Origin of the sequence: Ruegeria profundi, assembly GCF_020171505.1 — a bacterium.
Classification (GTDB): domain Bacteria; phylum Pseudomonadota; class Alphaproteobacteria; order Rhodobacterales; family Rhodobacteraceae; genus Ruegeria; species Ruegeria profundi.
Genome location: NZ_JAIUZS010000001.1, coordinates 667,273 through 692,113, shown reverse-complemented (window position 1 = coordinate 692,113; position 24,841 = coordinate 667,273). Strand labels below are relative to the sequence as shown.

The window sequence follows — 24,841 nt, the reverse complement described above, 5'->3', positions numbered from 1 at the left end:
ATCTTGAAGTACAGAGGCGAAATGGGCATTCATGTGCCAGAATTTCCGTCCAAACGTGGAGAAACAGAAATGAATACAAGTGTACTGGCCGAGGCCATCGGTCCGCGCGAAGGTACTGCGCTGCGGGTAAAACAGGTGGTGCTGGTCGCTCTGGGTATCTTGGCGCTGGCAGTTGCCGCGAAGATCAAGGTGCCGATGTGGCCGGTTCCGATCACCATGGGAACCTTTGCGGTTCTGACCATCGGTACTGCTTACGGCGCGCGGCTGGGTCTGGTCACCATGCTGGGATACTTGCTGATCGGTGCGCTTGGCTTTGACGTATTCGCGGGGTCTTCGGCCGAGAAGTTCGGGCTGACCTACATGATGGGCGGTACAGGTGGCTATCTTGTCGGATACGTGCTGGCCACCGTTCTTTTGGGTGCCTTGGCCGCCCGCGGATGGGATCGATCGGTCGGTAAAATGGCGCTGGCTCTGGTGCTCGCAAATGTTGTCATCTACGTGCCTGGTTTGCTGTGGTTGGGTCAACTTTACGGTTGGGACCAGCCGATCCTGGAGTGGGGCCTGACACCGTTCCTTGTGGGTGATGTGATCAAGCTGGCGCTGGCCGCGCTGCTGATTCCGGCCCTGTGGAAGCTGGTCGGCAACGCCCGCGCCTGATTTCTGACCATACATTTCGAACCCGCGCCCGGATCGCTTCGGGGGCGGGTTTTTTGTTGTCTTGCGCAAGAGAAACTGGACAAGGCAACTGGGCAGCGTTCAATCTGATTTCAAAGAAGTAATCAGGTTATAGAGATATGCGCATTTCATTTAGGTCATTCATCGCCGCCTGCGTCGCGCTGTGTTTTTGGGCATCAGTACCTGCGACGGCAGACACTCAGGTTACGTATACCGACGCGGGGCGGGCGTTGTTCAGCTTTGCCGTGCCGGACTTTTGGGCTGTGCGTACTGGCGGTCCGCGCGAAATTGAGGATACCGAGTTGGGCGATCTGCGCGCGGTGGCTCGGGTCATAGGCATTCGGCCCGTAACAGATGACACCGTGTGGATGGGGTTCGTTTCGCCGGCGGGCGTGTCTTCGATACAGGGTGGATTGCAGTATCTGGAAGATATAGACAAGTTTCTGGTCAAGGATCCATCTGTATCCGGAACAGCTGACGCCCGCATCGGAGGGCTGCCCGCACGCGTCATTCGCGGCACCGGCACCCGTGACGGGCGGGGGGTCAACTTTACCGCCTCAGTCATCGATCTGCCGAATGGTCGCGTGGCTGTGGTTGTTGCGATCCTGCGCGACGGTGCCGATCCGGCTTATGTTGACGATTTGAACGCCGTCTTCGCGTCGTTCCGGTCTATGCAGTGAGGAGACCCGCGATGACTACCAAATTCATCAAACGATTGGTCCTTGCGGTTGGCCTTGGGGCTGCAAGTTTCACCTTGTCAGCTTGTGAGGGCGTCTCGGTCGGCGTCGGGGTCGGGTATGGCTATGATCCGTTCTATGACTCGATGCTTTGGAATGACTATTATCGCAACGTTAACGTGGATATCGACGTTGATCGGCCATCAAGACCACGCCCGCCCGAAGGCAGACCACCGGCACGACCGACGCCGCCGATCGCGAAACCACCGGCCCGGCCACGTCCGCCGGTAGCCCGACCGCCGGTGGCCCGTCCGCCAGTAGCCAGACCTCCGATCCACCGGCCAGCGCCGCGACCCCGCAGATAGTTAAATAAGATCAGGTCAAAAGTTCAGTGGTTATATGGGCTGATTGCTCAAGCGTCCGGTGAACGGGGCATTTGTCAGCGATTTCCAACAAGCGCGCACGTTGTTCCTGATCCAGCGGCCCTTCCAGACGGATCTTGCGGCGGAACTGGTCGATCTTACCGTCTCCGGCCAGACCGGCATCTTGCGCGTGGACCTTGTTGTGACACACATCAACCGAAATAGCAGTCAGCGGCCACTGCTTGCGCCGCGCGTACATGCGAATTGTCATTGAGGTGCAAGCCCCCAGGCCCGAAGACACGAACCCGTAGGGAGACATTCCTTTATCAGTGCCGCCATAGGCTTCAGGTTCATCTGCCATGGTATGATGCTTTGGGCCGGACTGGATGTCCTGCAGGAAACCTGTTGGGTCAACCTCGCTTACACGTACGACACCTTCGGGCGCGCCGGGGGGAGGGGCTGGCGGACAGAGTTTGACATAGCGTTTTACCCATGCCGCGATCACATCCGCTGCATACTCAGCATCCGAGGCACGCGTGATCAGATGATCAGCATCGTCCAGAGTGACAAAGCTCTTAGGGTGTTTTGCCGCCTGAAAGATGGTGCCGGCATTGTCTATGCTGACCGTCTCATCCCTAGGGGCGTGCAGGATCAGCAACGCTGCCTTCAGATCGGAGATTGCGGATGTCAAAGCGGATTCCGAGATGTCCTCTACAAAAGCCTTGCCAATGCGGAACGGACGACCCCCCAGCATGACCACGGCTGAACCGTCCTGATTGATCTGCGGCAGCGCGTCTTCAAAATGGTGCGCGACATGGCCCGGGTCAGCGGGTGCACCCAGCGTGACCACCGCCTTGACGCTGGGTATGCCAGCACGCGCGCGCAGAACGGCTGCACCGCCCAATGAGTGTCCAACAAGCAGTGAAGGGGCCATGTCCCGCCCCGCCAGATAGTGCGCAGCTGCGATGAGGTCTTCCACATTCGAGGTGAAAGTGGTGTTCGCAAACTCACCGCCCGAATGACCCAGCCCTGTGAAGTCAAATCTTAGGACGGCAATGCCCATGGCCGCCAGACGAGCAGCGATGCGGCGGGCAGCAGGAATATCTTTCGAGCAGGTAAAACAATGTGCAAACAATGCGGTCGCCAGCACGGGTCCATCTGGCAGATCAAGGCGCGCAGCCAGTTGATCGCCGTCGTGACCGGCAAAGGTAATGCGTTCGGTGGGCATGAGACTTCCTTACGTATCGGGTTGACACTTATACTGTGTGCTTCGGTCTGGACGCTCAACCCCAATGTAAGACGCGTCACGGGAAGGTGAGGAACGCATTCGAATCCCGGGTGCTGAGCGGTCGTATAAAGTATCATTAATGGTGATTAGTGACCCATCAAATATTCGTTTTGTTTATTTTATGCGAATGCCCATCTTGCGGCCATCAGATACTCAGCCCAGGAGGCAATTATGGCACTTACCGCATCTTCTTCGCAAAACGCAGTAATCCACCCCGGTCTATTGATCGTCATCGCCTTGACTGGTGTTCTGGGATTCGCGTTGGGGCAAAACTGGAACCCGAATACGCCCGCAAACGCCGAAGCTGCCATCCCGTCCGAGGACTGGCATGGCAATGTCCGGCGCTCAACCTGGCCGGATTAGGATTTTATGTAAGGCCCATAAGCTGTGGATCGAACGGATAGGTGCTAAGATTTTCGTACCCGTCCTCGGTGATCAGAACCTGATCTTCCAGCTTGATGGAAAAGTCGCCCCCAACCTCACCAACGGCGGCTTCGACACATAGAACCATGCCGGGCTCAAGCGGATAGTCGTATGAGCCCGCAACCGCCTTATCCGGGTAGGCGACCAGCGGCCATTCATCACACAGGCCAACCCCATGCATCAGGCAGCCGTATTTCTGCGCCTGATACTTGTCGTCCAGTTTGTGTGCGTTTGCAGTAAGTTCGGGGATCATGACCCCGGGCTTCAGCATTTCCATATTGGTCATGATATGCTCATGCGCGTGCTGCATGGCATAGATCATGTCAGGGCGGGGTTTCTCGTCCCCGATCCACCAGGTGCGTGAGATGTCGATGCATATGCCGTAGGACCCAATCAGATCGGTGTCGAAGGCGATGATCTCATTCTTTTGCGTGATCCGTGGCCCGCATTCCTGGAACCAAGGATTGGTCCTCTGGCCCGAGGCGAGCAGGCGGGTTTCGATCCATTCCCCGCCGCGCCGGATGTTTTCGGCATGCAGAACCGCCCAGATATCATCCTCAGAGGTCTTGCCGTCACCCACATTGGCTCGTGCGAAGTTCTCCATCGCAGTAACGGCTGTTTCACAGGCATGATTGGCGCAGCGCATGGCCAGAATCTCATCCGGGCCTTTGATCGCACGGGTCTTTTCGGTGACCTCTTCGCCCTCCATGATCTCGAACCCCTGCGCCTCAAGCGCGCGCAGCCCGTGTAGCATGATCTTGTCCACGGCCAGACGTTTATTGCCGCCGCCATGTTCGTCGATCAGCACGCGGACCTCGTTTGAAAAAACGTCAGCCGCAACATCGACCTTGTCGCCCCGATCAAAATAGAACAGGTCCGCGCCCGAGCGCTGTTCGCGCACCAGCGGGTTGAACTTCGACAGGAACGGCGAGTTCTTGTAATCCCAGATCACCATGTAGCCATCGGCACACAAAAGAACGGCGCGGAAAGGGTTGTGCGTGTTCCAAAGCTGCATGTTGGTGCTGTCAGTGGCGTAGCGGATGTTGAGCGGATCGAACATCAGCAGCCCGCCATAGCCGCGATCGACAATGGCCTTGGTCAGGCGTTTCCACCGATATTCACGCATCCGCGCAAGGTTAGGCAGGGACAGGCCGGCGGCTTCCCATTCCGCAAAGGCCAGTTGCGTCGGGCCAATCTCGATCCGGTCATTCTGGTTCGGGGTGCCGTCGCCAAGTGTCACGCCTTTTGACGGGTCGATCTTGCGGGTATCGCGGTAGTGCTGGTTCATGGTGGGCCTCCCTGCCTGATTATGAAGCCTGAGGACTCATTTCCGCGCAGTCTTGAAAGTTTGCGACGGTTCAACAGTCGCTTTTTGACCGACAAGCCCGGAAACAGATGTTAGGTCAGGGAGATGACGATCCTTCAAACCTCAATTCCTTATGATCCGCTGAAATCACGACCCCTGCCGGGTATCCAGCCGCTTGCCATGGATGACTGGTTGCATTTTGACGATGCGTTTTCTGCCCAGATGCAAAGACGCGCGGCGTTGTTGGACGAACGGCGTGATGACGTTCTGGCGCTTGACCACAGCGCGGAACCTGCAGCGCAAGAGCTTTTGAACCTGGTCTTGCATCACGCCTATCCGGGCTGCTTGGATCATGCGACGCGCCCTGATGGTCAGATTGTCGAAATCGACCGGACACGCCCGTTGGAGACGCTCTGTCGTTTGGTGCAAGAGGATTTCTGCATCCTGCAAAAACAAGGGGATGAACATGTTCTGACAGGGGCTATCCTGTGTTTCCCGGCTAGTTGGCGCTTGTCGGAAAAGTTCATGCGCCCATTGGTCGATATTCACATTCCTGTCGCCAGCTATGACGCGAACATCGCGCGCCGGGTGCAGCGCCTGTTCGACGGGATACAGCCGGAACGCCCGCTGTGGCGGTTCAACGCCTTATGGTACGCGGATGCAGAGCTGTACCAACCCCGCAGCGCAACCGAGCCGCGTCACATCACGGATCCCGAAGCTGCAGGATTTTTGCGCAGTGAACGTCAGACCTTGTTGCGTTTGCCGCAAACACGCGCGGTTGTCTTTTCGATCCACACTTATGTGCTGCTGGCGGACCGCCTGCGCAAAATGGAAAACCCCGCCTGATGGCGGGGCCTCCTAGGAGGGTCTTTAGGTTAGTGCTACATGCCCAACGCGTTCGCGACACCGGCGATTGCCCCGCTTGTGCTGATAGCGGAGATAGCGACGGAGTAGGCAAGAACCTGCGTGTTCAGGCGGAAGTCTTCGCCTTTAATCAGGTTTACGGCGGCCAGAGAGACCGCGATCGGAACGGACACGCTGGCCACGGCCCCGGTTAATCCCCAACTGGTCAGTCGCAGGATATCGCTGGGGTGCTCGTGGTTGAGGGGGGGCGTGTCTTCGTTCCCATCAGTAGGCTGCTCGATGGGTTCTGTCCGAAAAGCAATGCTAAGCAATTGCTCATCCGACAGCTGGATCGGCCGGGCTGCTGGTGACAGCGCCTTTTTTTGTGGCTCGTCCAAGTCTTCTTCCGCAATGTCCAGCCCCGCGAACGGGCCTGTCACTGCCTCAAAGATCTGTTTTCTTTTTCGAGGTTTCGAGGGGGTCAGTGTATTAAAAGCGCTCATAAATTGATCGACGGTCAAGACTGTATTGGGCGACAACCACTCGATCCGCTGCGTCGCGCAGATATCGACCATCCGGTACAGGATGACCACCAGCATGAGTTCAGAGATTTCGCTGTCATCCAGCAACGCGGACACAGGCGTGATGGTGATCGTCAAACGGTTTTCCGGAAGGACTGTGGTCGGTCTTTCCGCCGTCTTTAGGCCCGCGGCACGGTCCATTCGTTCGAACCGGTCTTCTTTTGCAGGCTGCCGAACATCCAGGGTCAGGGACACGAGGTATTGGCTGGATACGATGCTGGCCTCGGTTGAACTCAGGACCGACTTGCGTTCAATCAAGTGGCCATAGTCTTCCAGCGTCGCGGCAACAATTCTTCCAAAACGCTCTATTGCGCCATCGGCTTCACCGTTGAACTGCAGACCACCGTGATAGCTGTGCTTCGGTTTCACCGCGCATTCCTTTGTCGCATCCCGTTTCAGCAACTACGGTACCAACGGATATGGGGCAGATTTTGGCAAGAATGGAAAAAAATGACTAATCGTTAGGATTGATTACTCTTTGGAAACTTAGACATTTTAGCGACCACTTAATGTCTGTGGCAGAAATGTGGCCGTAATGAGAAGGGTCGGGCCAGCTTCATGGCGCGTCTTAGCCATCGATTCGAGCGGCCATAATCGCGATGGATTGCTGATAAACGGTGGCGGCGTTCCACTGTTCGATCACCGCGAAATTTGGTTGGCCGGGCTGATAGCCGCGCCCAGGTTTCCAACCCTTTTGACGCAGAAAGTTGGCGGTCGAGGCCAACGCGTCCGTCATGTTGTAGAAATCGACACGTCCGTCGCCTGTCGCATCCACCCCGTAGGTCAAAGCATTGCCCGGCAGGAACTGCGTGTGCCCCAATTCACCATGCTTGGCACCCTTGGTTGCGGTCGTAATGCTGCCTTGATCGATCAGTTTCAGTGCACCGATGGCGTGGGGAATAAAGAACTCGGAGCGGCGGCAATCATAGGCCAGCGTCGTGATCGCAGAGACAACCTGACTGTCGCCCATGAAATTTCCGAACCCTGTTTCCATTCCGTGGATCGCGATCAGCACGCCGCTGGGGACGCCGTATTGTCTTTCAAGCGCCGCGTAAAAGTCCGGGTTGCGGGCTTTGCGTTTGCGCCCTTGTGCAACGATGGTGTCTGCGCCACGGATTTGCATGAATTTGTCCAGCGAGTATTTAAAGCTCTTCTGGTTCCGATCTGCCGCGATCGTGCGGCTGGCGTATTGCGTCTGCGCAAGAGCTTGAAGCCCCTTTTTCTTCACACCGGCTTTTCGGGCCTGTTTCGCAAAGCTTTGCTTCCACGTTTCGAACCCAGCGCTTGTATTGCCGCAAGATGCCGCGAAACCGGGTGAGGCTGCGGAAATGATTAAAGCTGACGCGAAGCCGATAATGAGTTTCATGAACTGCTCACTTTCGTTCGAAAGACAATTGAGTAGACGATAGCCGCCTTGGTTAATACACAGAAGTAAAATGCGCAGGCGGGCGTTTCCTGCGCCCAACTTGTCTGTATTCAATTCGCGCTGCACCAGACCGACTGAGTAGTGTCGAGGATGCCTGAACAAAAAAAGGCGCCCCGTAAGGGACGCCCCATTTTTTCTGCAAAAGCCTGATTAGCAGCTGTAGTACATGCCGTATTCAACCGGGTGGGGTGTGTGCTCGTAGGTTTCGACCTCTTCCATCTTCAGCGCGATGTAGCCGTCGATCTGGTCCTTGGTGAACACGTCGCCCTGCAACAGGAAGTCGTGATCGGCTGCCAGAGCTTCCAGAGCCTCACGCAGCGAGCCGCAAACGGTCGGGATGTCGGCCAGTTCCTCGGCGGGCAGATCGTACAGGTTCTTGTCCATCGCTTCGCCCGGATCGATCTTGTTCTTGATGCCGTCAAGACCGGCCATCAGCAGAGCAGCAAATGCCAGGTAGGGGTTTGCTGCCGGATCGGGGAAGCGGGCCTCAACGCGCTTCGCTTTCGGGCTTTCGGTCCAAGGGATACGGACACAACCCGAACGGTTGCGGGCAGAATAGGCGCGCAGAACCGGTGCTTCGAAGCCCGGGATCAGACGTTTGTAGCTGTTGGTGGACGGGTTGGTGAAGGCGTTCAGGGTCTTGGCGTGCTTGAGGACACCACCAATGAACCATAGCGCTTCGTCCGACAGATCGGCGTATTTGTCGCCCGCGAACAGCGGTTTGCCGTCTTTCCAGATCGACATGTTCACGTGCATACCGGTGCCGTTGTCACCTGCGATCGGCTTCGGCATGAAGGTGGCCGATTTGCCGTAGGCGTGAGCAACGTTGTGGATGACATACTTGTACTTTTGCAGCTCGTCGGCCTGCTTGGTCAGGCTGTCAAAGATCAAGCCCAACTCATGCTGGCACGAGGCCACTTCGTGGTGGTGCTTGTCGACCTTCATGCCCAGGCGCTTCATGGTCGACAGCATTTCCGAACGCAGGTCCTGGCTTTCATCGATGGGGTTTACAGGGAAATACCCGCCTTTAACGCCCGGACGGTGGCCCATGTTGCCCATTTCGTATTCGGTGTCGGTGTTCCACGATGCGTCGGTTGCATCAACTTCGTAAGATACCTTGTTGATAGAATTCGAAAAACGAACATCGTCGAACAGGAAGAATTCTGCCTCGGGGCCGAAGAAAGCTGCATCGCCGATACCAGACGACTTCAGGTAGGCTTCGGCTTTCTGTGCGGTTCCGCGGGGGTCACGCTCGTAAGCTTCACCAGTGTCAGGCTCAACAACCGAGCAGTGGATGCAGATTGTTTTCTCTGCATAAAACGGATCGACATAAGCGCTAGCGGTGTCCGGCATCAGTTTCATGTCCGATGCTTCGATCGACTTCCAGCCCGCGATGGACGAACCGTCGAACATAAAGCCTTCTTCCAGAAAGTCTTCGTCGACCTGATCGGCCATGATGGTGACGTGCTGAAGCTTGCCGCGCGGGTCGGTAAAACGGATATCGACGTATTCGGCGTCTTCTTCTTTGATCAGCTGAAGAACTGCGTCCTTGCTCATACTCACTATTCCTCTGGTTTAGGTGTGTTCGATTACAGGGCTTCGGAACCGGTTTCGCCGGTACGAATGCGAATGGCTTGCTCAACGGGTGTTACGAAAATCTTGCCGTCGCCGATCTTGTCGGTTTTCGCAGCAGAAACGATGGCTTCGATGGCCGCGTCGACCTGATCATCGTCAAGAACGACTTCGACTTTTACCTTTGGCAAAAAATCGACAACGTATTCCGCGCCGCGATAAAGCTCGGTGTGGCCTTTTTGACGACCAAACCCTTTGACCTCGATCACGCTCAGGCCCTGGACCCCGACGTCCTGCAATGCCTCTTTCACTTCGTCCAGCTTGAACGGTTTGATGATCGCTTCGATCTTCTTCATCCCGGGCTCCCTCTCGCACTTGTCAGAATGGGACTGATCACGTCTATGATCGGTCGGCAATCTGATTGCGAAAATGGTCGTGTCCATGTGCTTGGAAATTAGGCGGCAGGTGAAATATTGATCGCCTTGCATAAAAAATAGTCACAATGGAATCGCTTTGGGGGGGGTTTGGAATGACAAAGCTACTGACAGCCGGGCAGATGAAAGCAATCGAAGGGGCCGCGATTGACTCGGGTGCTGTGACGGGGCTGCAACTGATGGAGTGCGCAGGGCAGGGCGTTGTCGATGCGATTCTCGAGGAATGGCCAGAGCTGGGTAAGCACGAGGTGGGACAAAAGGCAAAAGGCACTTTGGCCGCTGTCGTCTTGTGCGGACCGGGTAACAACGGGGGTGACGGGTTTGTTGTGGCGCGTCTGCTGAAGGCGCAGGGATGGACGGTTGAGGTTTTCTTATTCGGTGACCCGGATAAGCTGCCACCGGACGCGCGCGTGAATTACGAGAAATGGAGGCAGTTGGGGCCTGTCGGCGATCTGACAGCAAAAGATGCGCTTGGCGGTATTGCAGAACCGGATTTGATCATTGACGCAATTTTTGGAACTGGTTTGGTGCGGCGCATTGAGGGAGTGCTGGCACAGGTGTTGCAGTCAATTGACGCATTGATCGTGCGAGAAGCGGTCAGGGTTGTTGCAATCGACACGCCCTCGGGTCTGTGTTCGGATAGCGGTAAGTCACTCGGCACCTACTCGGGGGCTGATCTGACAGTCGCTTTTCATAGCGCCAAGCGGGGCCATTACCTTGACTGTGGGGCCGAAAAGTCGGGCCGGCTGATCGTGAAGCCGATCGGGTTGGATGAGATTTGGAATGAAAGGGCCGAAGGGCCAATAGTGGAGCTTGCGCAGGGCGTTCCGCAGTCGGTCGGCAAAACAACTCAGACCCACAAGTACTCGTACGGGCACGCGCTGATCCTGAGCGGTGGTGCAGGCAAAACCGGTGCGGCCCGGCTGGCGGCGCGCGGGGCGCTTCGTATCGGTGCGGGGCTGGTGACACTGGGGGTGCCACCAGCGGCCCAGATGGAGGTTGCTTCGCAGGTGACCGCCATCATGTTGAAACGGGTTGAGGGCGCGGATCACCTGTCCGAAGTGTTGCAGGACGAGCGGCTGAATGCTGTGTGTCTTGGTCCCGGATTGGGGGTTGAGCGTGCGCGTGATTTGGTGCCTGCGACCTTGCAGGCCAAACGAGCAACAGTGTTGGACGCAGATGCTTTGACGGCATTTGCCGATGACCCCTCGGTCCTTTTTACGAATTTGCATGAGAATTGTGTTCTTACCCCGCATGCGGGCGAATTCGCGCGTTTGTTCCCAGATATTGCCGAGAAATTGACAGCCATGCCCGAAAAAGGCCCGGCGTTTTCCAAGGTCGACGCTACGCAGGAAGCCGCGATGCGGGCGGGCTGTGTCATTCTTTTCAAAGGGCCTGATACTGTGATTGCTGCGCTAGACGGACAATGTGTAATCAATGCAGCGCTCTATGCGCGTACAGCCCCTTGGTTGGCGACGGCTGGGGCCGGGGATGTGTTGGCGGGTTTCGTCACCGGACTGCTTGCACGAGGACTGACCCCGATGCAAGCGGCAGGGGTCGCGGCTTGGCTGCATGTCGAATGCGCGCGCATATTCGGTCCGGGATTGGTCGCTGAAGACTTGCCTGAGCAACTGCCGTTGGCTCTAAAGAATTTGAATTTTTGACTGCCTAAGCGGGATATGGCTGATCCGTTTTGTTTTCGGCGGCATTCAGCCGACAGCGTCGCCAAGCAAAAAGAAGGAGCATTTGCTATGCGTTCTGACTGGGCGCAAAATTTCACGGGGGTGTGGCTTCTGTCCACGGTGTAATTCGCGGTAGTTCTTTGAAAAATTTTAAACAGCTATGCGCTCTGGAGGACAGGTGAGCGGGATTGGCAAGCTCGCGCAGAGGGCTGCCGATCCGGTGGCGGGATCACCGCGCGCGAAGATTGTGAAAGGCAGGGATAGTAAAGGTGAGCGAAATGACCAAACAGTTTAAATGGCTTTCAACAGTGGCGATTTTAGCCGCGACAACGGCCATACCGGCAATGGCGGAACTGAAGTACGAAAACAACAGTGGTGGCTATGTTCTGCTTTATGGGCAATTCGACCCGGTGATTGTGTCCGTTGACGACGGTGAAGAGACCGAGACACGGCTGCTCGACAATGACATGTCCAACAGCCGCGTAGGTCTGCGCTTGATGCAGCCTTATGGCAGCAACGAGTTTATGTTTCGTTTTGAAACTGGTTTGGGCCTGCCAAGCACCGCAACAGCCAACCAGGATGGAACCAACACGGAAGGGTGGTCACGAGAAGACATCCGGCATGTCGATTTCTCACTTGAAGGTGGGTACGGCAAGTTTTCCGCCGGTCAGGGCAGCATGGCCTCGGACGGGGCTGCCGAAACCGATCTTTCTTATGTCGGAACGGCTTTGTACTCCTTCACCAACGATGAAAATGGAGCGTTTTTCTATCGCGGATCGGACGGTATCCTAAGCGATATCACCGTCGGGGACTCAGCCGATAACTTTGATGGGGCCCGGCGCGGGCGTATCCGTTATGACACGCCTGATTTCAATGGCTTCTCTGCCTCGATCGCTTACGGACAAAACATCCTGTCCAGCAGCGATGACGACGACTACTACGACATCGCGATTTCTTACGGCAACACGTTTGCGAACGGCGTGGAATTTGCCGCAAGCGTGGCCTACGCGGTGCGTGATTTCGACGACAGTTCCGGCGAACGCAAAGACACGATCGCGTCTGGTTCGGTGCTGCTGCCCAATGGGCTGAGTTTTACGGCCGCCCTAGGCGCCCGAGACGACACAGCCGAGGGTGCCAGCGATCCGGACTATTGGTACACCAAGCTGGCCTATGAAGGCGACTGGATACGCTGGGGGAAAACAGGAGTAGGCATCGACTATTTTGACGGGTCGGATTTCGACAGCGAAGGATCCAGCACCAAGTCCTGGGGCATTGCTGTGGTTCAACGGATCGATAGCATTAACACGGATGCATACCTGAAGTATCGGAACCATGATTTCGACGACACGGTTGATTTCGATAAGAACGAAGCCTGGGTTCTGGGCGCGCTCTGGCAATTCTGACAAGCCTACCCAATGAGAAAAAGCGCCTCGCTGAATTACGGGGCGTTTTTTTGTTCAAATCGATGCCAAAACAAGGCTGATCCGGGCTTTGCCCCTTGCACGCGCGGGGCTGGACAAATAGAAGGCGTCAAATTTGCCCGGCGCGCCGTTTTGCGCGCCCCGAATCCTATGGGGACTACCATAATGCAGGTTACCGAGACGCTGAACGAAGGTCTGAAACGCGGCTACAATATTGTCGTTTCCGCATCTGAGCTGGATGACAAAGTCAACGAGAAACTGGTTGAAGCACAGCCCGAAGTCGAGATGAAGGGTTTCCGCAAAGGCAAGGTGCCGATGGCGCTGCTGAAAAAGCAATTTGGTCAGCGCCTGTTGGGCGAAGCGATGCAGGAAAGCATCGATGGCGCCATGAACAAACACTTCGAGGACAGCGGTGATCGTCCTGCGCTGCAGCCGCAGGTCAAGATGACCAATGAAGACTGGAAAGAAGGCGACGACGTTCATGTCGAGATGTCCTATGAGGCGCTGCCCGAGATTCCGGAAGTTGATCTGAAATCGGTCGAGCTGGAAAAGCTGGTCGTCAAAGCCGATGATGCAGCCATCGAAGAAGCGCTGAAAAGCCTGGCCGAAACCGCGCAGGATTTCAAAGCCCGCCGCAAAGGGTCCAAGGCGAAAGACGGCGATCAGGTCGTTATCGACTTTGTTGGCAAAGTGGATGGCGAAGAGTTCGAAGGCGGTTCGGCTGAAGACTATCCGCTGGTTCTGGGCTCCAACAGCTTTATTCCGGGCTTTGAAGAACAGTTGGTTGGCGTTAAGGCCGAAGAAGAAAAAGACGTCAACGTCACCTTCCCCGAAGAATACGGTGCCGAACATCTGGCAGGCAAAGACGCGGTGTTCACCTGCACCGTCAAAGAGGTGAAAGAGCCCGTCGCCGCTGAGATTAATGATGAACTGGCAACAAAATTTGGTGCCGAAGATCTGGCTGCTCTGAAAACTCAGATTGCCGAGCGTCTGGAAGCGGAATACGCAGGTGCGTCGCGCGCCGTGATGAAGCGTGCTCTGTTGGACGCGCTGGATGAGCTGGTCTCGTTTGACCTGCCGCCGTCGCTGGTCGAAGCCGAAGCCAAGCAGATCGCACATCAGTTGTTCCACGAGGAAAACCCCGATGTGGAAGGGCATGACCACGGCGAGATTGAGCCGACGGACGAGCACAACAAACTGGCGGAACGCCGCGTGCGTCTGGGCCTGCTTCTGGCCGAACTGGGCCAGAAAGCCGAGGTTGAAGTTTCTGATGCCGAGATGACCCAGGCAATCATGAACCAGGCGCGTCAGTACCCCGGTCAGGAGCGTCAGTTCTTTGAATTCGTGCAGCAGAATGCGCAGATGCAGCAACAGCTGCGCGCACCGATCTTCGAAGACAAAGTTATCGACTACGTGTTCGAACTGGCCCAGGTTTCTGACAAAGAGGTCAACAAAGACGACCTGCAGAAAGCCGTTGAGGCACTGGAAGAGGAATAATCCTCTTTCACCTGCGTTCCACGCAGTCAAAAAAAATCGGAGCCGTCTGAAGTTAGACGGCTCCGGTGGGTGGCTTTTGAATTTATGAGGTGAGGGGGTCAGGCCTCATGAGCAAAAGCACGGGGGGTACTTAGCAGAGCTGTCTTTTGCTCTGGCGTGAAGCGGTCCGAAAGGGATTCAATCAACCTCAATACGTCGTTGACTTCGTCTTGTGTCCTTGCTGCGTGCATCTGTTCGACGAAGTATCTTTCAAGCTCGGTCAGCGGTTGATGATCTATATTGGCGGGTTTTCTGGCCTTGCGGAGTTCAAAGCGCTCTAGCGCCTGTTCGTCGGTCAGGAAGACATCATGCTCGATGCCGGCATATTTCCGAATTCCGGAAATCCGTTCATCCGAGCAATCCATCAAAGCCGCCATTGCAACCACCTTGCCCATTGGCTTGGCCGTGCCAAGATAGTCATACGGCGCATTGCCCGAACGTTGCAGAACCCGGTTCATCACGGGATCAATCACGGCGATCGAGTCTAGAACACCGGCGGCTTTTGCATATTCGAACGAACCGATCATGACTTCGCTTGTTACATAAGATACCGAGTTCTTGCCGCGCCCACGCCCCAGGCGCTTGGTGTCGACACAGAACCGGGTTGCTTCCCAAACCTGTGAGCTGCGCACCGGTGGTTCGCCATCAAGGATCGAGTTGAAGACGTCCGCCAGCATGTGTGGACCCGTGGTCTGCAACAGGCGCATACATCCAACGACTTCCCCTTCGTCGTCGATGCTGACCACATGCGCCGGATTCAGGTCGTCGAACATATCACGCTCGCGCCCGTCTACGATGTTGACTTCCCATCCCAAACGATCCCCGAACACGCGCGCTCGAAGTTTGAACATTTCGTCCAGGACATCACTAAACATATGTTGGTTGATACCATCAATTACGATGATCATTTTCCATCCCCCTACAGTCTGGTTACCGTGGGGTTAAGGTTAACCAAACCGTAACCATAAACTATTGGGGGTATCCCGTATTTTTCGGCTTTTTTTGTTTATCCGGGCGCGATTAGACCTAAACCAATTGCTCGCCCGATGGCTTGAGGCGTGGTTAACGCGCCGAGCTTTTCACGACCGGAGCGCATATGAACCTCAACGGTTCGGTGGGAAATGGACAAAATATCGCCGATGTCCTGCTGAGATTTACCTTCGGCAACCCACTGCAGGATCTCTTTTTCGCGCGTGGAGAGGGCCGGCAGATACAATGCTTTGGCCAACAGGCCCGATTGCATCACCGTGTCATGGGCTTGCACAGCGGCCAGCTGAAGATCGCCCATTACGTGCCTCTTCAGCTTTTCCCATTCCTCATCCGAACAGTCACGAGTGACATTCAGCAACCCGCATTCCCCGTAGGGACCCCGAACAGGAACAGTCAAACCGCGGGATGTGATGCCAAAGTCGTGCGCATCCCGGAACATGGTATTGAACTTGTCATCCTTCTCGAACCTGGCCCAATCTACCGGCGCAATGCTGAGCGCCGACTTGTAAAGGGTCGGGTCAAAGCGGTGAAAGCCGTGGCTCCCGTAGTGGATTTTCCATTCGTCCGGATAGTTGGCATAACCCTGTATATCCCCTTTAACCGGATTCATGGTCGCGTAAGAGGCATAGTCAAAACCAAGCTCCTCACAGACAGCATTTGTGATGTCGGCGGCCGACTTATCGTTGTGGTCTATTGCGGCCAAGTCTATGAGTTTCACCTGTCCAACCTTTACTCGGTGCTATTTATCCCCAAAGCACCTTGCCCTTTTTAGTTCCACCCACGTTGCGTCAAGCGAGGTATTAAACGCAAGCGAATAGTTCATATCACACGTTCACAATGCGCAGCTTCGGCGAGCAAAATATTCAAATAGGCACAACATGCTCTGGGCTGCATGTATCGTGACGCGAACCGGCGTCGGATAGCTTCGGCTCGACACTTGGTGCGTCGGTTTCTACTCAGTTCGCAGTCCGGTTTCGACAAGCATTCCGCGCGCCTTGGCTTCCGGATAGTACCCCTTGGCGTAGAGATAAATCGCCCTTTTTTGATCGCCGTCGGACAACATCCAAGCGCCGCGCAGGTATTTTCCGGCGAACTTAAGATTGGTATCTGCATCCAATAGCCCCTGAGCGTTTCCCGAATACCCCATCGAACGCGCAGTTGCAGGAAGAATTTGCAACAGCCCGTAATACGGCTTGTTCACGGCCCAAGGACGGTGGGTGCTTTCACGGATCGCCAGTTTGTGCACAAGTTCGCGCGGCAGTTCGTAATGATCCGCCCATTTATTGATTGAGGCCCGAAGTTCTGGTGTTTCATTCGGATGAAGCGGGGGGGCAAAAGTACTTTTCTCTGCCTTGGAAACTTCGCCGCCACCGCAGGCGGCGAGGGGGATCATTAGCAATAAAGCCATGCAAAAGCGACGGGTACGTTTTGACATTTTGATCTCCAATGAACGCTTGGGGATGATATGGATTGGTCGGATGGTCGCAAGCTTAGATAAAGAAATGGGCTAAATTTTGCTCGTTATGCATGTGCAAGAAAAAAGGCCGCATGAAACATGCGGCCTTTCAAAATTCGATTAAGCCCGCTTAGGCTTTGGCTTCGTCTTCGTCAGCCGGGGCTTCTTCGGATGCGACGAGTTCTTCGTCTTCCGATGCTGCGGACCCAATATCGTCGAACAGCTCGGCGATCTCGAATTCTGCGGCTGCCTCTTCTTCAGCTGCCAGTTCCTGGATTGACTTGCCCGAAGCCTGAAGCTCAGCCTCTTCTTGCGAACGAGCGACGTTCATCTTGATCTCGACTTCGACCTCGGGGTGCAGTTTGACTGCCAGCGAGTGCAGACCCAGCTCTTTGATCGGTGCGAGCAGAACGATCTGTTTTTTGTCGACAGTGAAACCTGCTTCGGTGGCGGCGTCTGCGGCGTCACGCGGCGTGACCGAGCCATACAGCGCGCCGGCATCCGATGCCGAGCGAATCACGATGAATTGCTGACCGTCCAGCTTTTCAGCCAGTGCTTCAGCTTCTTTCTTGGTTTCCAGGTTGCGCGCCTCAAGCTGCGCTTTCTGAGCTTCGAACGACGCGATATTGGCGTCCGATGCGCTCAGCGCTTTGCCTTGTGGCAGCAGGAAGTTGCGGGCAAAGCCGGGCTTGACGTCAACGACGTCGCCCATCTGACCCAGTTTCGCAACGCGTTCCAGAAGGATAACTTGCATGTCAGTCTCTCCTTACTTCACGGCGTAGGGCAGCAGGGCGAGGAAGCGGGCGCGCTTGATAGCACGGGCCAGTTCACGCTGCTTTTTTGCCGAAACGGCAGTGATGCGGGAAGGTACGATCTTGCCGCGCTCAGAGATGTAGCGCTGCAGCAGACGGGTGTCCTTGTAGTCGATCTTCGGCGCGTTATCGCCCGAGAACGGGCAGACCTTGCGGCGGCGGAAAAATGGTTTTGCGGCCATGGTTTATGTCCTTTCGTCAGGCGTTGATCAGCGGCGCTCGCGGCGGCCTTCGCGCTCATCGCGCTTCTGCATCTGGACCGAGGGGCCCTCGGCATGCTCGTCGACCTTGATGGTCAGAACGCGCATAACGTCGTCATGCAGGCGCATCAGGCGTTCCATTTCCTGAACGGCGCCAGCAGGGGCGTCGGTTTTCAGGAAGGCATAGTGGCCCTTGCGGTTTTTGTTGATCTTGTAAGCCATCGTCTTAACGCCCCAGTACTCGCTTTCGACGACGTTACCGCCGTTGTCCGCCAGAACGGTGCCGAAATGTTCGACAAGGCTTTCTGCCTGCGCGTTGGACAGGTCCTGACGCGCGATCATTACATGCTCATATAGTGGCATGTGCACTCCTGTTTCTATCAAGGCGCATTTCATAGGCGGGGTCATTTTCACCTTCGCGACCCTGCCACGAGAGGCTGCGCGATTCATGTGTTTAGCGAAGGATGGCCTCGTATACACGTTTAAGCGTGAGGGGCAAGCCCCGCCTTAGATGCCTTTGTGAAGTCGTGCTATTTCCTTTGCACTGCCCAATTCCTGACGCTTTTCGGCTCAAAGTTGTTTTTCATACCGGGGAATATCCGGACACACCGGACCCAAGACGGCAACCTGAGAAACAGGGTGAGAGATATGACCGCGATGAATACGAATGCACTCCAGGAGTCCGCGAGTTCCGCGAACTATGAGAAATCGGTACCAGTTCTGATCGCGTTCGCGCCAAATTGGAAAGTCAGGATGGTTTTGGCCCGCATTGTAGGTGCCATTCTAATCGTTATGGCCTTTTCGATGTGGCTGGTATCCGGCTCGGTCATGGCGGCCGAGGTGTGGCCCATCAAGCTGGCTGCGTCATTGATGTTCCTGCTGGTCGGGGTCAGCCTGATGACAATTCAACTGCTGGATGCGCGTCCTGATGCGTATTTTGACCCGATCCGACGCGAGGTTCGCGTGCTGCAAAAGAACGAAAATGGTCGCCCGCAGACCGTCCTGCGCCGTAGTTATGACACGCTGGGCGGCGCGCGCTTTGTCGAAGACCAGGTTGAGCTTTATGACGTCGACGGCAGTCTGCTGATGAAACTGCCGCTGCAATCGGCGGATGTCAGCCATGCACTAAAAGGACAATTAAGTGGAAGTGTAACAATCTTCGCCTGAATTTTATTCTGTTCATATAGGAACAGGAGTTGTTAGCGGATGCTACTTGATGTGCTGCCCTCGGGCAGCACATTTGTGTTTTACAGCAACCCCCTCGGATTGCATCCACAAAACTGCGGAGATTATTATGAAATCTACTCTTCTGGCCGCCGCACTGGCCGTATCGGCGACATCCGTGTTTGCCAGCGCTGAAAAATACGTCCTGGACCCCAGCCACAGTCAGGTCGTCTTCAGTTATGACCACCTTGGGTTTTCGACCACGTATGGCATGTTCTCGGGCTTTGAGGGCGAGATCATGTTCAATCAAGAAGATCCAGCGGCATCCAGCGTCACCGTTTCGATACCCGTGCTTGAGATGATCACCGGTTGGAAACCGCGCGAAGATCACTTCATGACCGAGGATTTCTTTGGCGCGTCCGAGGGTGATATGATCACGTTTACCTCGACCGACATCGAGGTCACTGGCGAGGACACCGCCAACATCACCGGTGATCTGACCATGAACGGCGTTACAAAATCCGTCGTTCTGGACGCTAAGCTGAACCAAGCAGCAGACCATCCGATGGCAAACAAGCCCTGGGCAGGTTTCGATGCGACTACGACACTGGTGCGCAGCGAATTCGATCTTGGCCAATTCGCACCTTTTGTTAGCGACGAAGTCGAAGTTCGGATTTCTGTCGAAGCCCAGAAAGCCGAAACTCCAGAAGGCTGAATACGTCTGACCGAATTTGTTGGACGAAACCGTCGGGGGTCTGCCCCGGCGGTTTTCTTATGTCCCGCGCTGCGCTGTCAGATTGACTGACACCAACACATCGAAACCCAAAGACCCCTCAGTCGGTTGCGACGTGCCGACATCAAAATCCAGCCGGTTCAATTCCAGCTCACCAGACATGGTGGCGGTGTTGTCCTGCAGATTCAGCGTGAAAGGGAGGACTACGTCAACGGACTTGTCGCGTATTGTCAGCGGACCACGCGCCTCGTACCCGGTAGCCGTTTTATAGATGTCGGCTTTGAATTGGGCGGTGGGAAACTGTGCGCTGTCAAAGAAATCTGCGCCCATAGCTTGGTCTGTGACCGTCCCCAAGCTGAGCGATGTGATGGAGACCGTGACATCCACGCTGCCAGCCAACTCCGGTGCAGCCGGGTCTTCAAAGGTTATTGCGGCGGTCCAGTCAGCGAAATTGCCGGTTACCGGGCTGCCCAGTTGGGTGATAGTGATCGCCAGGTTTCCATTTTGCACCTGCCAATCTGATTGCACTTCGGTCAGTTGAGCGGTGTCGCTTGCAGCGGCGGAGTGGTCCGAGAATACACCGATTGACCAGCCGCCAACCAAAACCGCGCCCCAGACCGTCAAAGCCGTAAACGCCGGCGCGATCGAATGTTGTTGCGCAGGCGGCTTGGGCGCATCCGACCGACCGGGCAACATGCGACGCAGGGTGCTGTCTTTGTCGATCACGTGGTGTTTAAGGGCTCCGGCGATGTGCAGCGCCAACGACCCAGCCAGAACCCAGATAAACAGCCAATGCAGGTTGGCCGTAACCTCGGCAACATAGGGCGACTTGGGGACGAACGGCAGGGTTTGCCCAAACGGCCACAGGATTGGGGCGTACCCCTCGGCCGCGGCGTGGTGCACCCAGCCCGTCAGAGGCACCAGAACCAAAGAGGCATAGAGCATCCAGTGCACGGTCTCGGCCGCGAAGGCCTCGGGCTTGTTGTCTGCGTTCAGCAATCCGGGCTTCGTTTGCGTCATGGCCCAGAGGATACGGGCAAGGGCGACGAAAAACACTGTGACACCAACCGTTTTGTGCAGGGAAAACAGCTGCGCAGCCCGTGCAATGTCTTCCTCAGTTGTCGGGACCGAAGGGTCGCGGATCGCGTAGGCCATGTCATTGGCGATCCAGCCCAGCGGCAGGGCGGTAAAGATCAACAGGGCGGTCAGCCAGTGGAACGTTTTGGTCACGCTTCCATATGCTGAGAAAGAGTTTGTCGAGGGCATCAGGGGCTCCGGACTGGTGTGGTTGGCCTAAACCTAAGGCCATGGGATCAGGACTCAATAGCGTGATGCGCACAGTCAAGGTGCCATGATGCAGAAGTCAGGCAATGCTTGTGCCGCGCCCGCAGTCGGTTTACACCCCGCGACAACCTAACGTCATTCAAGAGGTCGCAATGACACGCGCATTCGTTTTTCCCGGGCAGGGCGCCCAAACCATCGGGATGGGCAAAGCTCTTGCCGAGGCCTATCCGGCTGCTCGGGCTGTTTTTGATGAGGTTGACGAGGCGCTGGGCGAAAAGCTGAGCGACCTGATTTGGGAAGGCGATATCGCGGATCTTACTCTGACGCAAAACGCGCAACCCGCATTGATGGCCACGTCGATGGCGGCGATGCGCGCACTTGAGGCCGAGGGCGTTGCGGTCACCGATGCTGCTTTTGTCGCGGGTCACTCGCTTGGTGAATATTCTGCGTTGGCCGCTGCTGGTGCGCTGTCCGTTGCTGATACGGCGCGACTTTTGCGCACACGTGGTCAAGCCATGCAAAGTGCGGTGCCGGTGGGCGAAGGTGCGATGGCCGCTATACTCGGTTTGGATTTGGATGCTGTGCGATCCGTGGCCGAAGAGGCCGCACAGGGCGAGGTTTGTCAGGCCGCGAACGACAACGATCCGACACAGGTCGTGGTATCTGGTTCCAAGGCCGCAGTAGAACGCGCCGCTGAGATCGCCAAGGAAAAAGGTGCGAAACGCGCTGTGATGCTGCCAGTCAGCGCACCGTTTCACTGCGCGCTGATGCAGCCTGCTGCCGACGTGATGGCCGAAGCTTTGGCGTCGGTCTCAATCAAGGCGCCGTCGGTGCCGCTGGTTGCGAATGTGCGCGCCGAGGCGGTTGCCGACCCTGATCTGATTCGCCAATTACTTGTCGAACAGGTCACCGGCTCGGTTCGCTGGCGTGAAAGCGTGCAATACATGGCGGCACAAGGCGTGACCGAGACATGGGAGATCGGCGCAGGCAAAGCCCTGTCGGGTATGATCCGAAAGATTGACCGCGACATCGCGGGCAAAGCCGTTGGTACACCGGAAGATGTGCAAAAGGTCCTCGGGGCCGAGTCGTAAGAATAAACGTCCCCACGGACGCACCAAGAGGGAAACCGAATGTTTGATTTGACAGGTAAGAACGCGCTGATCACTGGCGCTTCGGGTGGAATTGGGGGCGACATCGCGCGCGCGCTGCATGGCGCGGGGGCCACTGTCGGGCTTTCGGGCACTCGGGTTGAGCCGCTACAGGCACTGGCCGACGAGCTGGGTGAACGTGCGCATGTACTGCCTTGTAATCTGGGAGATGCCGAAGCCGTTGCAGCGCTGCCAAAGCAGGCGGCGGATGCGATGGGCTCGGTCGATATTCTGGTCAACAACGCAGGCATTACGCGAGACAACCTGTTCATGCGCATGTCGGACGAGGAATGGCAGAGCGTGATTGACGTGAACCTGACAGCCACCGCCAAGCTGTGCAAAGGCGTTCTGCGCGGCATGATGAAGGCGCGCTGGGGCCGGATCATCAATATCTCGTCCGTTGTTGGCGCAACTGGCAACCCCGGGCAGGCAAACTATGCCGCGTCCAAGGCGGGTATGGTCGGCATGACAAAATCGCTGGCTTATGAGGTCGCAAGCCGCGGAATCACTGCCAACGCAGTCGCCCCCGGCTTCATCACAACTGCGATGACAGATAAGCTGACCGACGATCAAAAATCCGGCATCCTGGGCCAGGTTCCCGCCGGACGTATGGGCGAACCAGCGGAAATTGCTGCAGCAGTTCTGTACCTTGCCAGCCCTGAGGCGGGCTATGTCACAGGAACAACCTTGCATGTGAATGGTGGTATGGCCATGTTGTGAGCGCCAACAAGGCAGGGCGCGAAAGCGTTTGCCTTGGGCGTTGTCTGTGCTATAGGCGGCGCATACATGCAGAGGTCGACCGATTGGTCGGCCTTCTACTTTCCCGGTCTTCCGGGACCCAACCGCCCGGACCGGGCACATCAAAGCCAGCCTGAGCGGGCAAGGGCTGAACCGGGCAATACGCCCTGAAATGGAATGAGGAATAGACATGAGCGACGTCGCAGATCGCGTTAAAAAGATCGTTGTTGAGCACCTGGGTGTTGAAGAAGACAAAGTAGCAGAGAACGCTTCGTTCATCGACGATCTGGGCGCAGACAGCTTGGACACAGTTGAGCTGGTTATGGCTTTCGAAGAAGAGTTTGGCATCGAGATCCCGGATGACGCTGCCGAGACAATCCAGACTTTCGGCGACGCCGTAAAATTCATCTCGGAAGCTTCTTAAGCGCTTCGAACAGATAAAAAACGGCGTTTCCGGGCAACGGAGGCGCCGTTTTTTTGTGCTTGCCCAAATTCATCCTTGCTAGGTGCCAATTCGCTAAGCACTGTTAGGCCTGAGGCAAATATCCGAGCGGGCAGGGCATGATACGATCCACCCCGACCATAAACACGGCGCGCTTGATGCTATGCGCAATGCGGCCCGAAGACTTCAACCGGTTCGCCGAGATCTGGCGCAACCCTTGCATCGTGCACCATATTGGCGGCAAGCCGCGGTCACGAGGCGAGGCGTGGGATTCGTTTCTTCGGAATGCGGGGCATTGGCAGATGGCCGGATTCGGGCAGTGGGCTGTATTGCAGCAATCGAATCGGTTGTTGATCGGTCAGGCTGGTTTTTTCTACGGCAATCGTGCGCTGGGCGACGATTTTGACTGCTACCCCGAGGCTGGATGGGTTCTGGTGCCCGAGGCACAGGGCCAGGGATTGGGACTGGAAGCTGCGCAAGCCGCCCATGACTGGTTTGACCGCGTTATGCCTGGACCATTGGTTGCAATGGTAAATTCGGCCAATACCGTGTCGCAAAAGCTGGCTGACAAGCTGGGATATGTCCCCATGCGAAGCTGCGAGTACAACGGTACTCCGGTCGTGCTGTTGCGACGGAACGGTCCGCCGACAAGGATGTGACGAGACCGGCAATCATGCCGCAAAATACCCTCAGTTTGCCGAAACCAGTATTCTTCGAGGTTCATCCGGCGTGTATAGTGCGCTGGATTGCAACGCGACTGGGAGAGGGAGCGGGCTCATGAGGATTTATCCCACAATGGAACTGCAGAACGGCCGGTGTGTCACGCTGGACAAGGGCCGTCTGGACAATGCCATGATCTGGCATGTGGACCCTATTGAAACGGCGCGCGGCTGGTCGGCCGCCGGCGCTGAGTGGATGCAGCTGACGGACTTTGATGCGATCGAAGGACGGGATACCAACTTCGGGTTGGTTGAAGAGATCATTCGCTCGGCCGAGATGCCAGTGCAGCTGGCTGGAGGTATGCGCAGCCGTGAGCAAGTTGCGCATTGGATCGACAAAGGTGCAGGGCGGGTCGTGATCGGCACGCTTGCTGCGCGAGATCCCAATCTGGTGAAAGAACTGGCCAAGTTATACCCCGATCAGATCGTTCTGGCGGTTGATGTCTGGCGGGGGTTTGTAATGACCGACGGCTGGCGCAGTCAGAGTGCATTCACTCCGGAAGCGTTTATCCAAGCCTTCGAGAATACTCCGTTTGCCGGTATTGTTGTGACCGATATCGACAGCGATATGGAAGATGTCGAGGCGCAGCTGGGGCTCATCTCGGGACTTGCGGAAAAGTCCCGAACGCCAATCATCGCCAGCGGTGTGGTGCGTACAGCGGACGACATTTCCAGATTGGCATACATCCCCAACATCTCGGGCGCGATTGTTGGGCGTGCGTTGTTCCGCAAGACACTCGGCCTGGCGGATGCGCTGCAAGTGGCCAAAACGGCGCATGAGCCGGTGGCACAGTTTCAGTAAGCCAACTGCAATTCAAAACCGCCTGTTGTCGTCACTGGTGACCGGCGGTTTTTTTGTCGAAAGAACCGATTTTATTGCCAAGCTTTTGCTTCGTGTGGCGAAATCGTGCCGGAGGGGAATCTGCCGT

General features: G+C 56.3%; 28 protein-coding genes. 15 read left to right on the top strand and 13 right to left on the bottom strand.

The window, feature by feature from the left end:
* The first annotated feature begins 69 nt into the window (after positions 1–69).
* The 3 genes from LCM21_RS03325 to LCM21_RS03315 all read left to right on the top strand — a co-directional run bounded on the left by LCM21_RS03325 (position 70) and on the right by LCM21_RS03315 (position 1,717).
* Entirely contained in the window at positions 70–657 is a 588-nt protein-coding gene (locus LCM21_RS03325; RefSeq protein ID WP_224889309.1) for a biotin transporter BioY, read from the top strand.
* Positions 658–794: 137 nt separating this feature from the next.
* The gene (locus LCM21_RS03320) at positions 795–1,355 is read left to right on the top strand and encodes a hypothetical protein (RefSeq protein WP_224889308.1); all 561 of its coding nucleotides are present in this window, start codon (positions 795–797) and stop codon (positions 1,353–1,355) included.
* An 11-nt stretch (positions 1,356–1,366) separates the two neighbouring features.
* Positions 1,367–1,717, top strand: coding sequence for a hypothetical protein (locus tag LCM21_RS03315; RefSeq protein ID WP_224889307.1), 351 nt, complete (start codon positions 1,367–1,369; stop codon positions 1,715–1,717).
* A gap of 10 nt (positions 1,718–1,727) precedes the next feature.
* Here the strand turns inward: LCM21_RS03315 and LCM21_RS03310 are convergent, their stop codons facing one another.
* Positions 1,728–2,942, bottom strand: coding sequence for a bifunctional alpha/beta hydrolase/OsmC family protein (locus tag LCM21_RS03310; RefSeq protein WP_224889306.1), 1,215 nt, complete (start codon positions 2,940–2,942; stop codon positions 1,728–1,730).
* Positions 2,943–3,173: 231 nt separating this feature from the next.
* Between LCM21_RS03310 and LCM21_RS03305 the strand changes: the two genes are divergently transcribed.
* A complete protein-coding gene (locus tag LCM21_RS03305; protein WP_224889305.1) occupies positions 3,174–3,365 on the top strand; it encodes a hypothetical protein in 192 nt (63 codons plus the stop codon).
* A 4-nt stretch (positions 3,366–3,369) separates the two neighbouring features.
* On the opposite strand, the gene dddP is transcribed toward LCM21_RS03305, so the two are convergent.
* Entirely contained in the window at positions 3,370–4,713 is a 1,344-nt protein-coding gene (gene dddP / locus LCM21_RS03300) for a dimethylsulfonioproprionate lyase DddP (protein WP_224889304.1), read from the bottom strand.
* A 123-nt stretch (positions 4,714–4,836) separates the two neighbouring features.
* Between dddP and LCM21_RS03295 the strand changes: the two genes are divergently transcribed.
* Positions 4,837–5,577 (top strand): heme-dependent oxidative N-demethylase family protein, encoded by a 741-nt coding sequence (locus tag LCM21_RS03295; RefSeq protein ID WP_224889303.1) that lies wholly within the window; start codon positions 4,837–4,839, stop codon positions 5,575–5,577.
* Between the two features lie 35 nt (positions 5,578–5,612).
* Here LCM21_RS03295 and LCM21_RS03290 read toward each other — a convergent pair whose 3' ends face one another.
* From LCM21_RS03290 to LCM21_RS03275, 4 genes are all read right to left on the bottom strand, one after another.
* Entirely contained in the window at positions 5,613–6,524 is a 912-nt protein-coding gene (locus tag LCM21_RS03290; RefSeq protein ID WP_224889302.1) for a hypothetical protein, read from the bottom strand.
* Between the two features lie 199 nt (positions 6,525–6,723).
* Positions 6,724–7,521 (bottom strand): lytic murein transglycosylase, encoded by a 798-nt coding sequence (locus tag LCM21_RS03285; RefSeq protein WP_224889301.1) that lies wholly within the window; start codon positions 7,519–7,521, stop codon positions 6,724–6,726.
* Between the two features lie 210 nt (positions 7,522–7,731).
* Positions 7,732–9,138, bottom strand: a complete 1,407-nt coding sequence (glnA, locus tag LCM21_RS03280; protein WP_068331991.1) for a type I glutamate--ammonia ligase — start codon at positions 9,136–9,138, stop codon at positions 7,732–7,734.
* Positions 9,139–9,170: 32 nt separating this feature from the next.
* Positions 9,171–9,509 (bottom strand): P-II family nitrogen regulator, encoded by a 339-nt coding sequence (locus LCM21_RS03275; RefSeq protein WP_068331988.1) that lies wholly within the window; start codon positions 9,507–9,509, stop codon positions 9,171–9,173.
* 173 nt (positions 9,510–9,682) lie between these two features.
* Between LCM21_RS03275 and LCM21_RS03270 the strand changes: the two genes are divergently transcribed.
* The 3 genes from LCM21_RS03270 (at position 9,683) to tig (ending at position 14,187) form a co-directional block, all read left to right on the top strand.
* Positions 9,683–11,251: an NAD(P)H-hydrate dehydratase gene (locus LCM21_RS03270; protein WP_224889300.1), complete on the top strand. Its 1,569-nt coding sequence runs from the start codon at positions 9,683–9,685 to the stop codon at positions 11,249–11,251.
* A 296-nt stretch (positions 11,252–11,547) separates the two neighbouring features.
* The gene (locus LCM21_RS03265) at positions 11,548–12,672 is read left to right on the top strand and encodes a porin (RefSeq protein ID WP_224889299.1); all 1,125 of its coding nucleotides are present in this window, start codon (positions 11,548–11,550) and stop codon (positions 12,670–12,672) included.
* 183 nt (positions 12,673–12,855) lie between these two features.
* Positions 12,856–14,187, top strand: a complete 1,332-nt coding sequence (gene tig, locus LCM21_RS03260; RefSeq protein WP_068332654.1) for a trigger factor — start codon at positions 12,856–12,858, stop codon at positions 14,185–14,187.
* A gap of 98 nt (positions 14,188–14,285) precedes the next feature.
* Here tig and LCM21_RS03255 read toward each other — a convergent pair whose 3' ends face one another.
* The 6 genes from LCM21_RS03255 to rpsF form a co-directional block, all read right to left on the bottom strand.
* The gene (locus tag LCM21_RS03255; protein ID WP_224889298.1) at positions 14,286–15,134 is read right to left on the bottom strand and encodes an acyl-homoserine-lactone synthase; all 849 of its coding nucleotides are present in this window, start codon (positions 15,132–15,134) and stop codon (positions 14,286–14,288) included.
* Positions 15,135–15,232: 98 nt separating this feature from the next.
* Complete coding sequence (locus tag LCM21_RS03250; RefSeq protein ID WP_404818111.1) at positions 15,233–15,934, bottom strand: helix-turn-helix transcriptional regulator; 702 nt, start codon at positions 15,932–15,934, stop codon at positions 15,233–15,235.
* Between the two features lie 234 nt (positions 15,935–16,168).
* The gene (locus tag LCM21_RS03245; RefSeq protein ID WP_068331974.1) at positions 16,169–16,651 is read right to left on the bottom strand and encodes a lytic transglycosylase domain-containing protein; all 483 of its coding nucleotides are present in this window, start codon (positions 16,649–16,651) and stop codon (positions 16,169–16,171) included.
* A gap of 151 nt (positions 16,652–16,802) precedes the next feature.
* Positions 16,803–17,426 (bottom strand): 50S ribosomal protein L9, encoded by a 624-nt coding sequence (gene rplI / locus LCM21_RS03240; protein WP_224889296.1) that lies wholly within the window; start codon positions 17,424–17,426, stop codon positions 16,803–16,805.
* 12 nt (positions 17,427–17,438) lie between these two features.
* Entirely contained in the window at positions 17,439–17,666 is a 228-nt protein-coding gene (gene rpsR / locus LCM21_RS03235; RefSeq protein ID WP_005982441.1) for a 30S ribosomal protein S18, read from the bottom strand.
* A 27-nt stretch (positions 17,667–17,693) separates the two neighbouring features.
* Positions 17,694–18,047 (bottom strand): 30S ribosomal protein S6, encoded by a 354-nt coding sequence (rpsF, locus tag LCM21_RS03230; protein WP_155151103.1) that lies wholly within the window; start codon positions 18,045–18,047, stop codon positions 17,694–17,696.
* A gap of 285 nt (positions 18,048–18,332) precedes the next feature.
* On the opposite strand from rpsF, the gene LCM21_RS03225 reads away from it, so the two are divergent.
* Both LCM21_RS03225 and LCM21_RS03220 read left to right on the top strand, forming a co-directional pair.
* Positions 18,333–18,851, top strand: a complete 519-nt coding sequence (locus LCM21_RS03225; protein WP_224889295.1) for a hypothetical protein — start codon at positions 18,333–18,335, stop codon at positions 18,849–18,851.
* A gap of 127 nt (positions 18,852–18,978) precedes the next feature.
* Positions 18,979–19,563 carry a YceI family protein gene (locus LCM21_RS03220; RefSeq protein WP_224889294.1) on the top strand — a complete coding sequence of 195 codons (585 nt, stop codon included), beginning with the start codon at positions 18,979–18,981 and terminating at the stop codon, positions 19,561–19,563.
* A gap of 57 nt (positions 19,564–19,620) precedes the next feature.
* Here the strand turns inward: LCM21_RS03220 and LCM21_RS03215 are convergent, their stop codons facing one another.
* Positions 19,621–20,847, bottom strand: coding sequence for a cytochrome b/b6 domain-containing protein (locus LCM21_RS03215; protein ID WP_224889293.1), 1,227 nt, complete (start codon positions 20,845–20,847; stop codon positions 19,621–19,623).
* Between the two features lie 170 nt (positions 20,848–21,017).
* Between LCM21_RS03215 and fabD the strand changes: the two genes are divergently transcribed.
* From fabD to LCM21_RS03190, 5 genes are all read left to right on the top strand, one after another.
* On the top strand, positions 21,018–21,956 hold the full coding sequence (fabD, locus tag LCM21_RS03210; RefSeq protein WP_224889292.1) for an ACP S-malonyltransferase: 939 nt from the start codon (positions 21,018–21,020) through the stop codon (positions 21,954–21,956).
* Positions 21,957–21,995: 39 nt separating this feature from the next.
* A complete protein-coding gene (gene fabG / locus LCM21_RS03205; RefSeq protein WP_224889291.1) occupies positions 21,996–22,733 on the top strand; it encodes a 3-oxoacyl-[acyl-carrier-protein] reductase in 738 nt (245 codons plus the stop codon).
* A 208-nt stretch (positions 22,734–22,941) separates the two neighbouring features.
* Positions 22,942–23,175 (top strand): acyl carrier protein, encoded by a 234-nt coding sequence (locus tag LCM21_RS03200; RefSeq protein ID WP_008756330.1) that lies wholly within the window; start codon positions 22,942–22,944, stop codon positions 23,173–23,175.
* A gap of 137 nt (positions 23,176–23,312) precedes the next feature.
* Positions 23,313–23,852, top strand: coding sequence for a GNAT family N-acetyltransferase (locus LCM21_RS03195; RefSeq protein ID WP_224889290.1), 540 nt, complete (start codon positions 23,313–23,315; stop codon positions 23,850–23,852).
* 118 nt (positions 23,853–23,970) lie between these two features.
* Positions 23,971–24,714: a 1-(5-phosphoribosyl)-5-[(5-phosphoribosylamino)methylideneamino]imidazole-4-carboxamide isomerase gene (locus tag LCM21_RS03190; RefSeq protein WP_224889289.1), complete on the top strand. Its 744-nt coding sequence runs from the start codon at positions 23,971–23,973 to the stop codon at positions 24,712–24,714.
* Positions 24,715–24,841: the final 127 nt, after the last annotated feature.

Excerpts from the sequence above, each read along its gene's own strand:
- LCM21_RS03305 (WP_224889305.1), top strand. The coding sequence starts at position 3,174 with ATGGCACTTACCGCATCTTCTTCGCAAAACGCAGTAATCCACCCCGGT.
- LCM21_RS03310 (WP_224889306.1), bottom strand. The coding sequence starts at position 2,942 with ATGCCCACCGAACGCATTACCTTTGCCGGTCACGACGGCGATCAACTG.
- LCM21_RS03295 (WP_224889303.1), top strand. The coding sequence starts at position 4,837 with ATGACGATCCTTCAAACCTCAATTCCTTATGATCCGCTGAAATCACGA.
- glnA (WP_068331991.1), bottom strand. The coding sequence starts at position 9,138 with ATGAGCAAGGACGCAGTTCTTCAGCTGATCAAAGAAGAAGACGCCGAA.
- LCM21_RS03190 (WP_224889289.1), top strand. The coding sequence starts at position 23,971 with ATGAGGATTTATCCCACAATGGAACTGCAGAACGGCCGGTGTGTCACG.
- dddP (WP_224889304.1), bottom strand. The coding sequence starts at position 4,713 with ATGAACCAGCACTACCGCGATACCCGCAAGATCGACCCGTCAAAAGGC.
- LCM21_RS03215 (WP_224889293.1), bottom strand. The coding sequence starts at position 20,847 with ATGCCCTCGACAAACTCTTTCTCAGCATATGGAAGCGTGACCAAAACG.
- rpsF (WP_155151103.1), bottom strand. The coding sequence starts at position 18,047 with ATGCCACTATATGAGCATGTAATGATCGCGCGTCAGGACCTGTCCAAC.
- LCM21_RS03325 (WP_224889309.1), top strand. The coding sequence starts at position 70 with ATGAATACAAGTGTACTGGCCGAGGCCATCGGTCCGCGCGAAGGTACT.
- LCM21_RS03220 (WP_224889294.1), top strand. The coding sequence starts at position 18,979 with ATGAAATCTACTCTTCTGGCCGCCGCACTGGCCGTATCGGCGACATCC.
- LCM21_RS03270 (WP_224889300.1), top strand. The coding sequence starts at position 9,683 with ATGACAAAGCTACTGACAGCCGGGCAGATGAAAGCAATCGAAGGGGCC.
- LCM21_RS03285 (WP_224889301.1), bottom strand. The coding sequence starts at position 7,521 with ATGAAACTCATTATCGGCTTCGCGTCAGCTTTAATCATTTCCGCAGCC.
- fabD (WP_224889292.1), top strand. The coding sequence starts at position 21,018 with ATGACACGCGCATTCGTTTTTCCCGGGCAGGGCGCCCAAACCATCGGG.
- LCM21_RS03265 (WP_224889299.1), top strand. The coding sequence starts at position 11,548 with ATGACCAAACAGTTTAAATGGCTTTCAACAGTGGCGATTTTAGCCGCG.
- LCM21_RS03225 (WP_224889295.1), top strand. The coding sequence starts at position 18,333 with ATGACCGCGATGAATACGAATGCACTCCAGGAGTCCGCGAGTTCCGCG.
- LCM21_RS03195 (WP_224889290.1), top strand. The coding sequence starts at position 23,313 with ATGATACGATCCACCCCGACCATAAACACGGCGCGCTTGATGCTATGC.
- LCM21_RS03255 (WP_224889298.1), bottom strand. The coding sequence starts at position 15,134 with ATGATCATCGTAATTGATGGTATCAACCAACATATGTTTAGTGATGTC.
- rpsR (WP_005982441.1), bottom strand. The coding sequence starts at position 17,666 with ATGGCCGCAAAACCATTTTTCCGCCGCCGCAAGGTCTGCCCGTTCTCG.
- LCM21_RS03200 (WP_008756330.1), top strand. The coding sequence starts at position 22,942 with ATGAGCGACGTCGCAGATCGCGTTAAAAAGATCGTTGTTGAGCACCTG.
- LCM21_RS03320 (WP_224889308.1), top strand. The coding sequence starts at position 795 with ATGCGCATTTCATTTAGGTCATTCATCGCCGCCTGCGTCGCGCTGTGT.
- rplI (WP_224889296.1), bottom strand. The coding sequence starts at position 17,426 with ATGCAAGTTATCCTTCTGGAACGCGTTGCGAAACTGGGTCAGATGGGC.
- LCM21_RS03315 (WP_224889307.1), top strand. The coding sequence starts at position 1,367 with ATGACTACCAAATTCATCAAACGATTGGTCCTTGCGGTTGGCCTTGGG.
- LCM21_RS03275 (WP_068331988.1), bottom strand. The coding sequence starts at position 9,509 with ATGAAGAAGATCGAAGCGATCATCAAACCGTTCAAGCTGGACGAAGTG.
- LCM21_RS03245 (WP_068331974.1), bottom strand. The coding sequence starts at position 16,651 with ATGTCAAAACGTACCCGTCGCTTTTGCATGGCTTTATTGCTAATGATC.
- tig (WP_068332654.1), top strand. The coding sequence starts at position 12,856 with ATGCAGGTTACCGAGACGCTGAACGAAGGTCTGAAACGCGGCTACAAT.
- fabG (WP_224889291.1), top strand. The coding sequence starts at position 21,996 with ATGTTTGATTTGACAGGTAAGAACGCGCTGATCACTGGCGCTTCGGGT.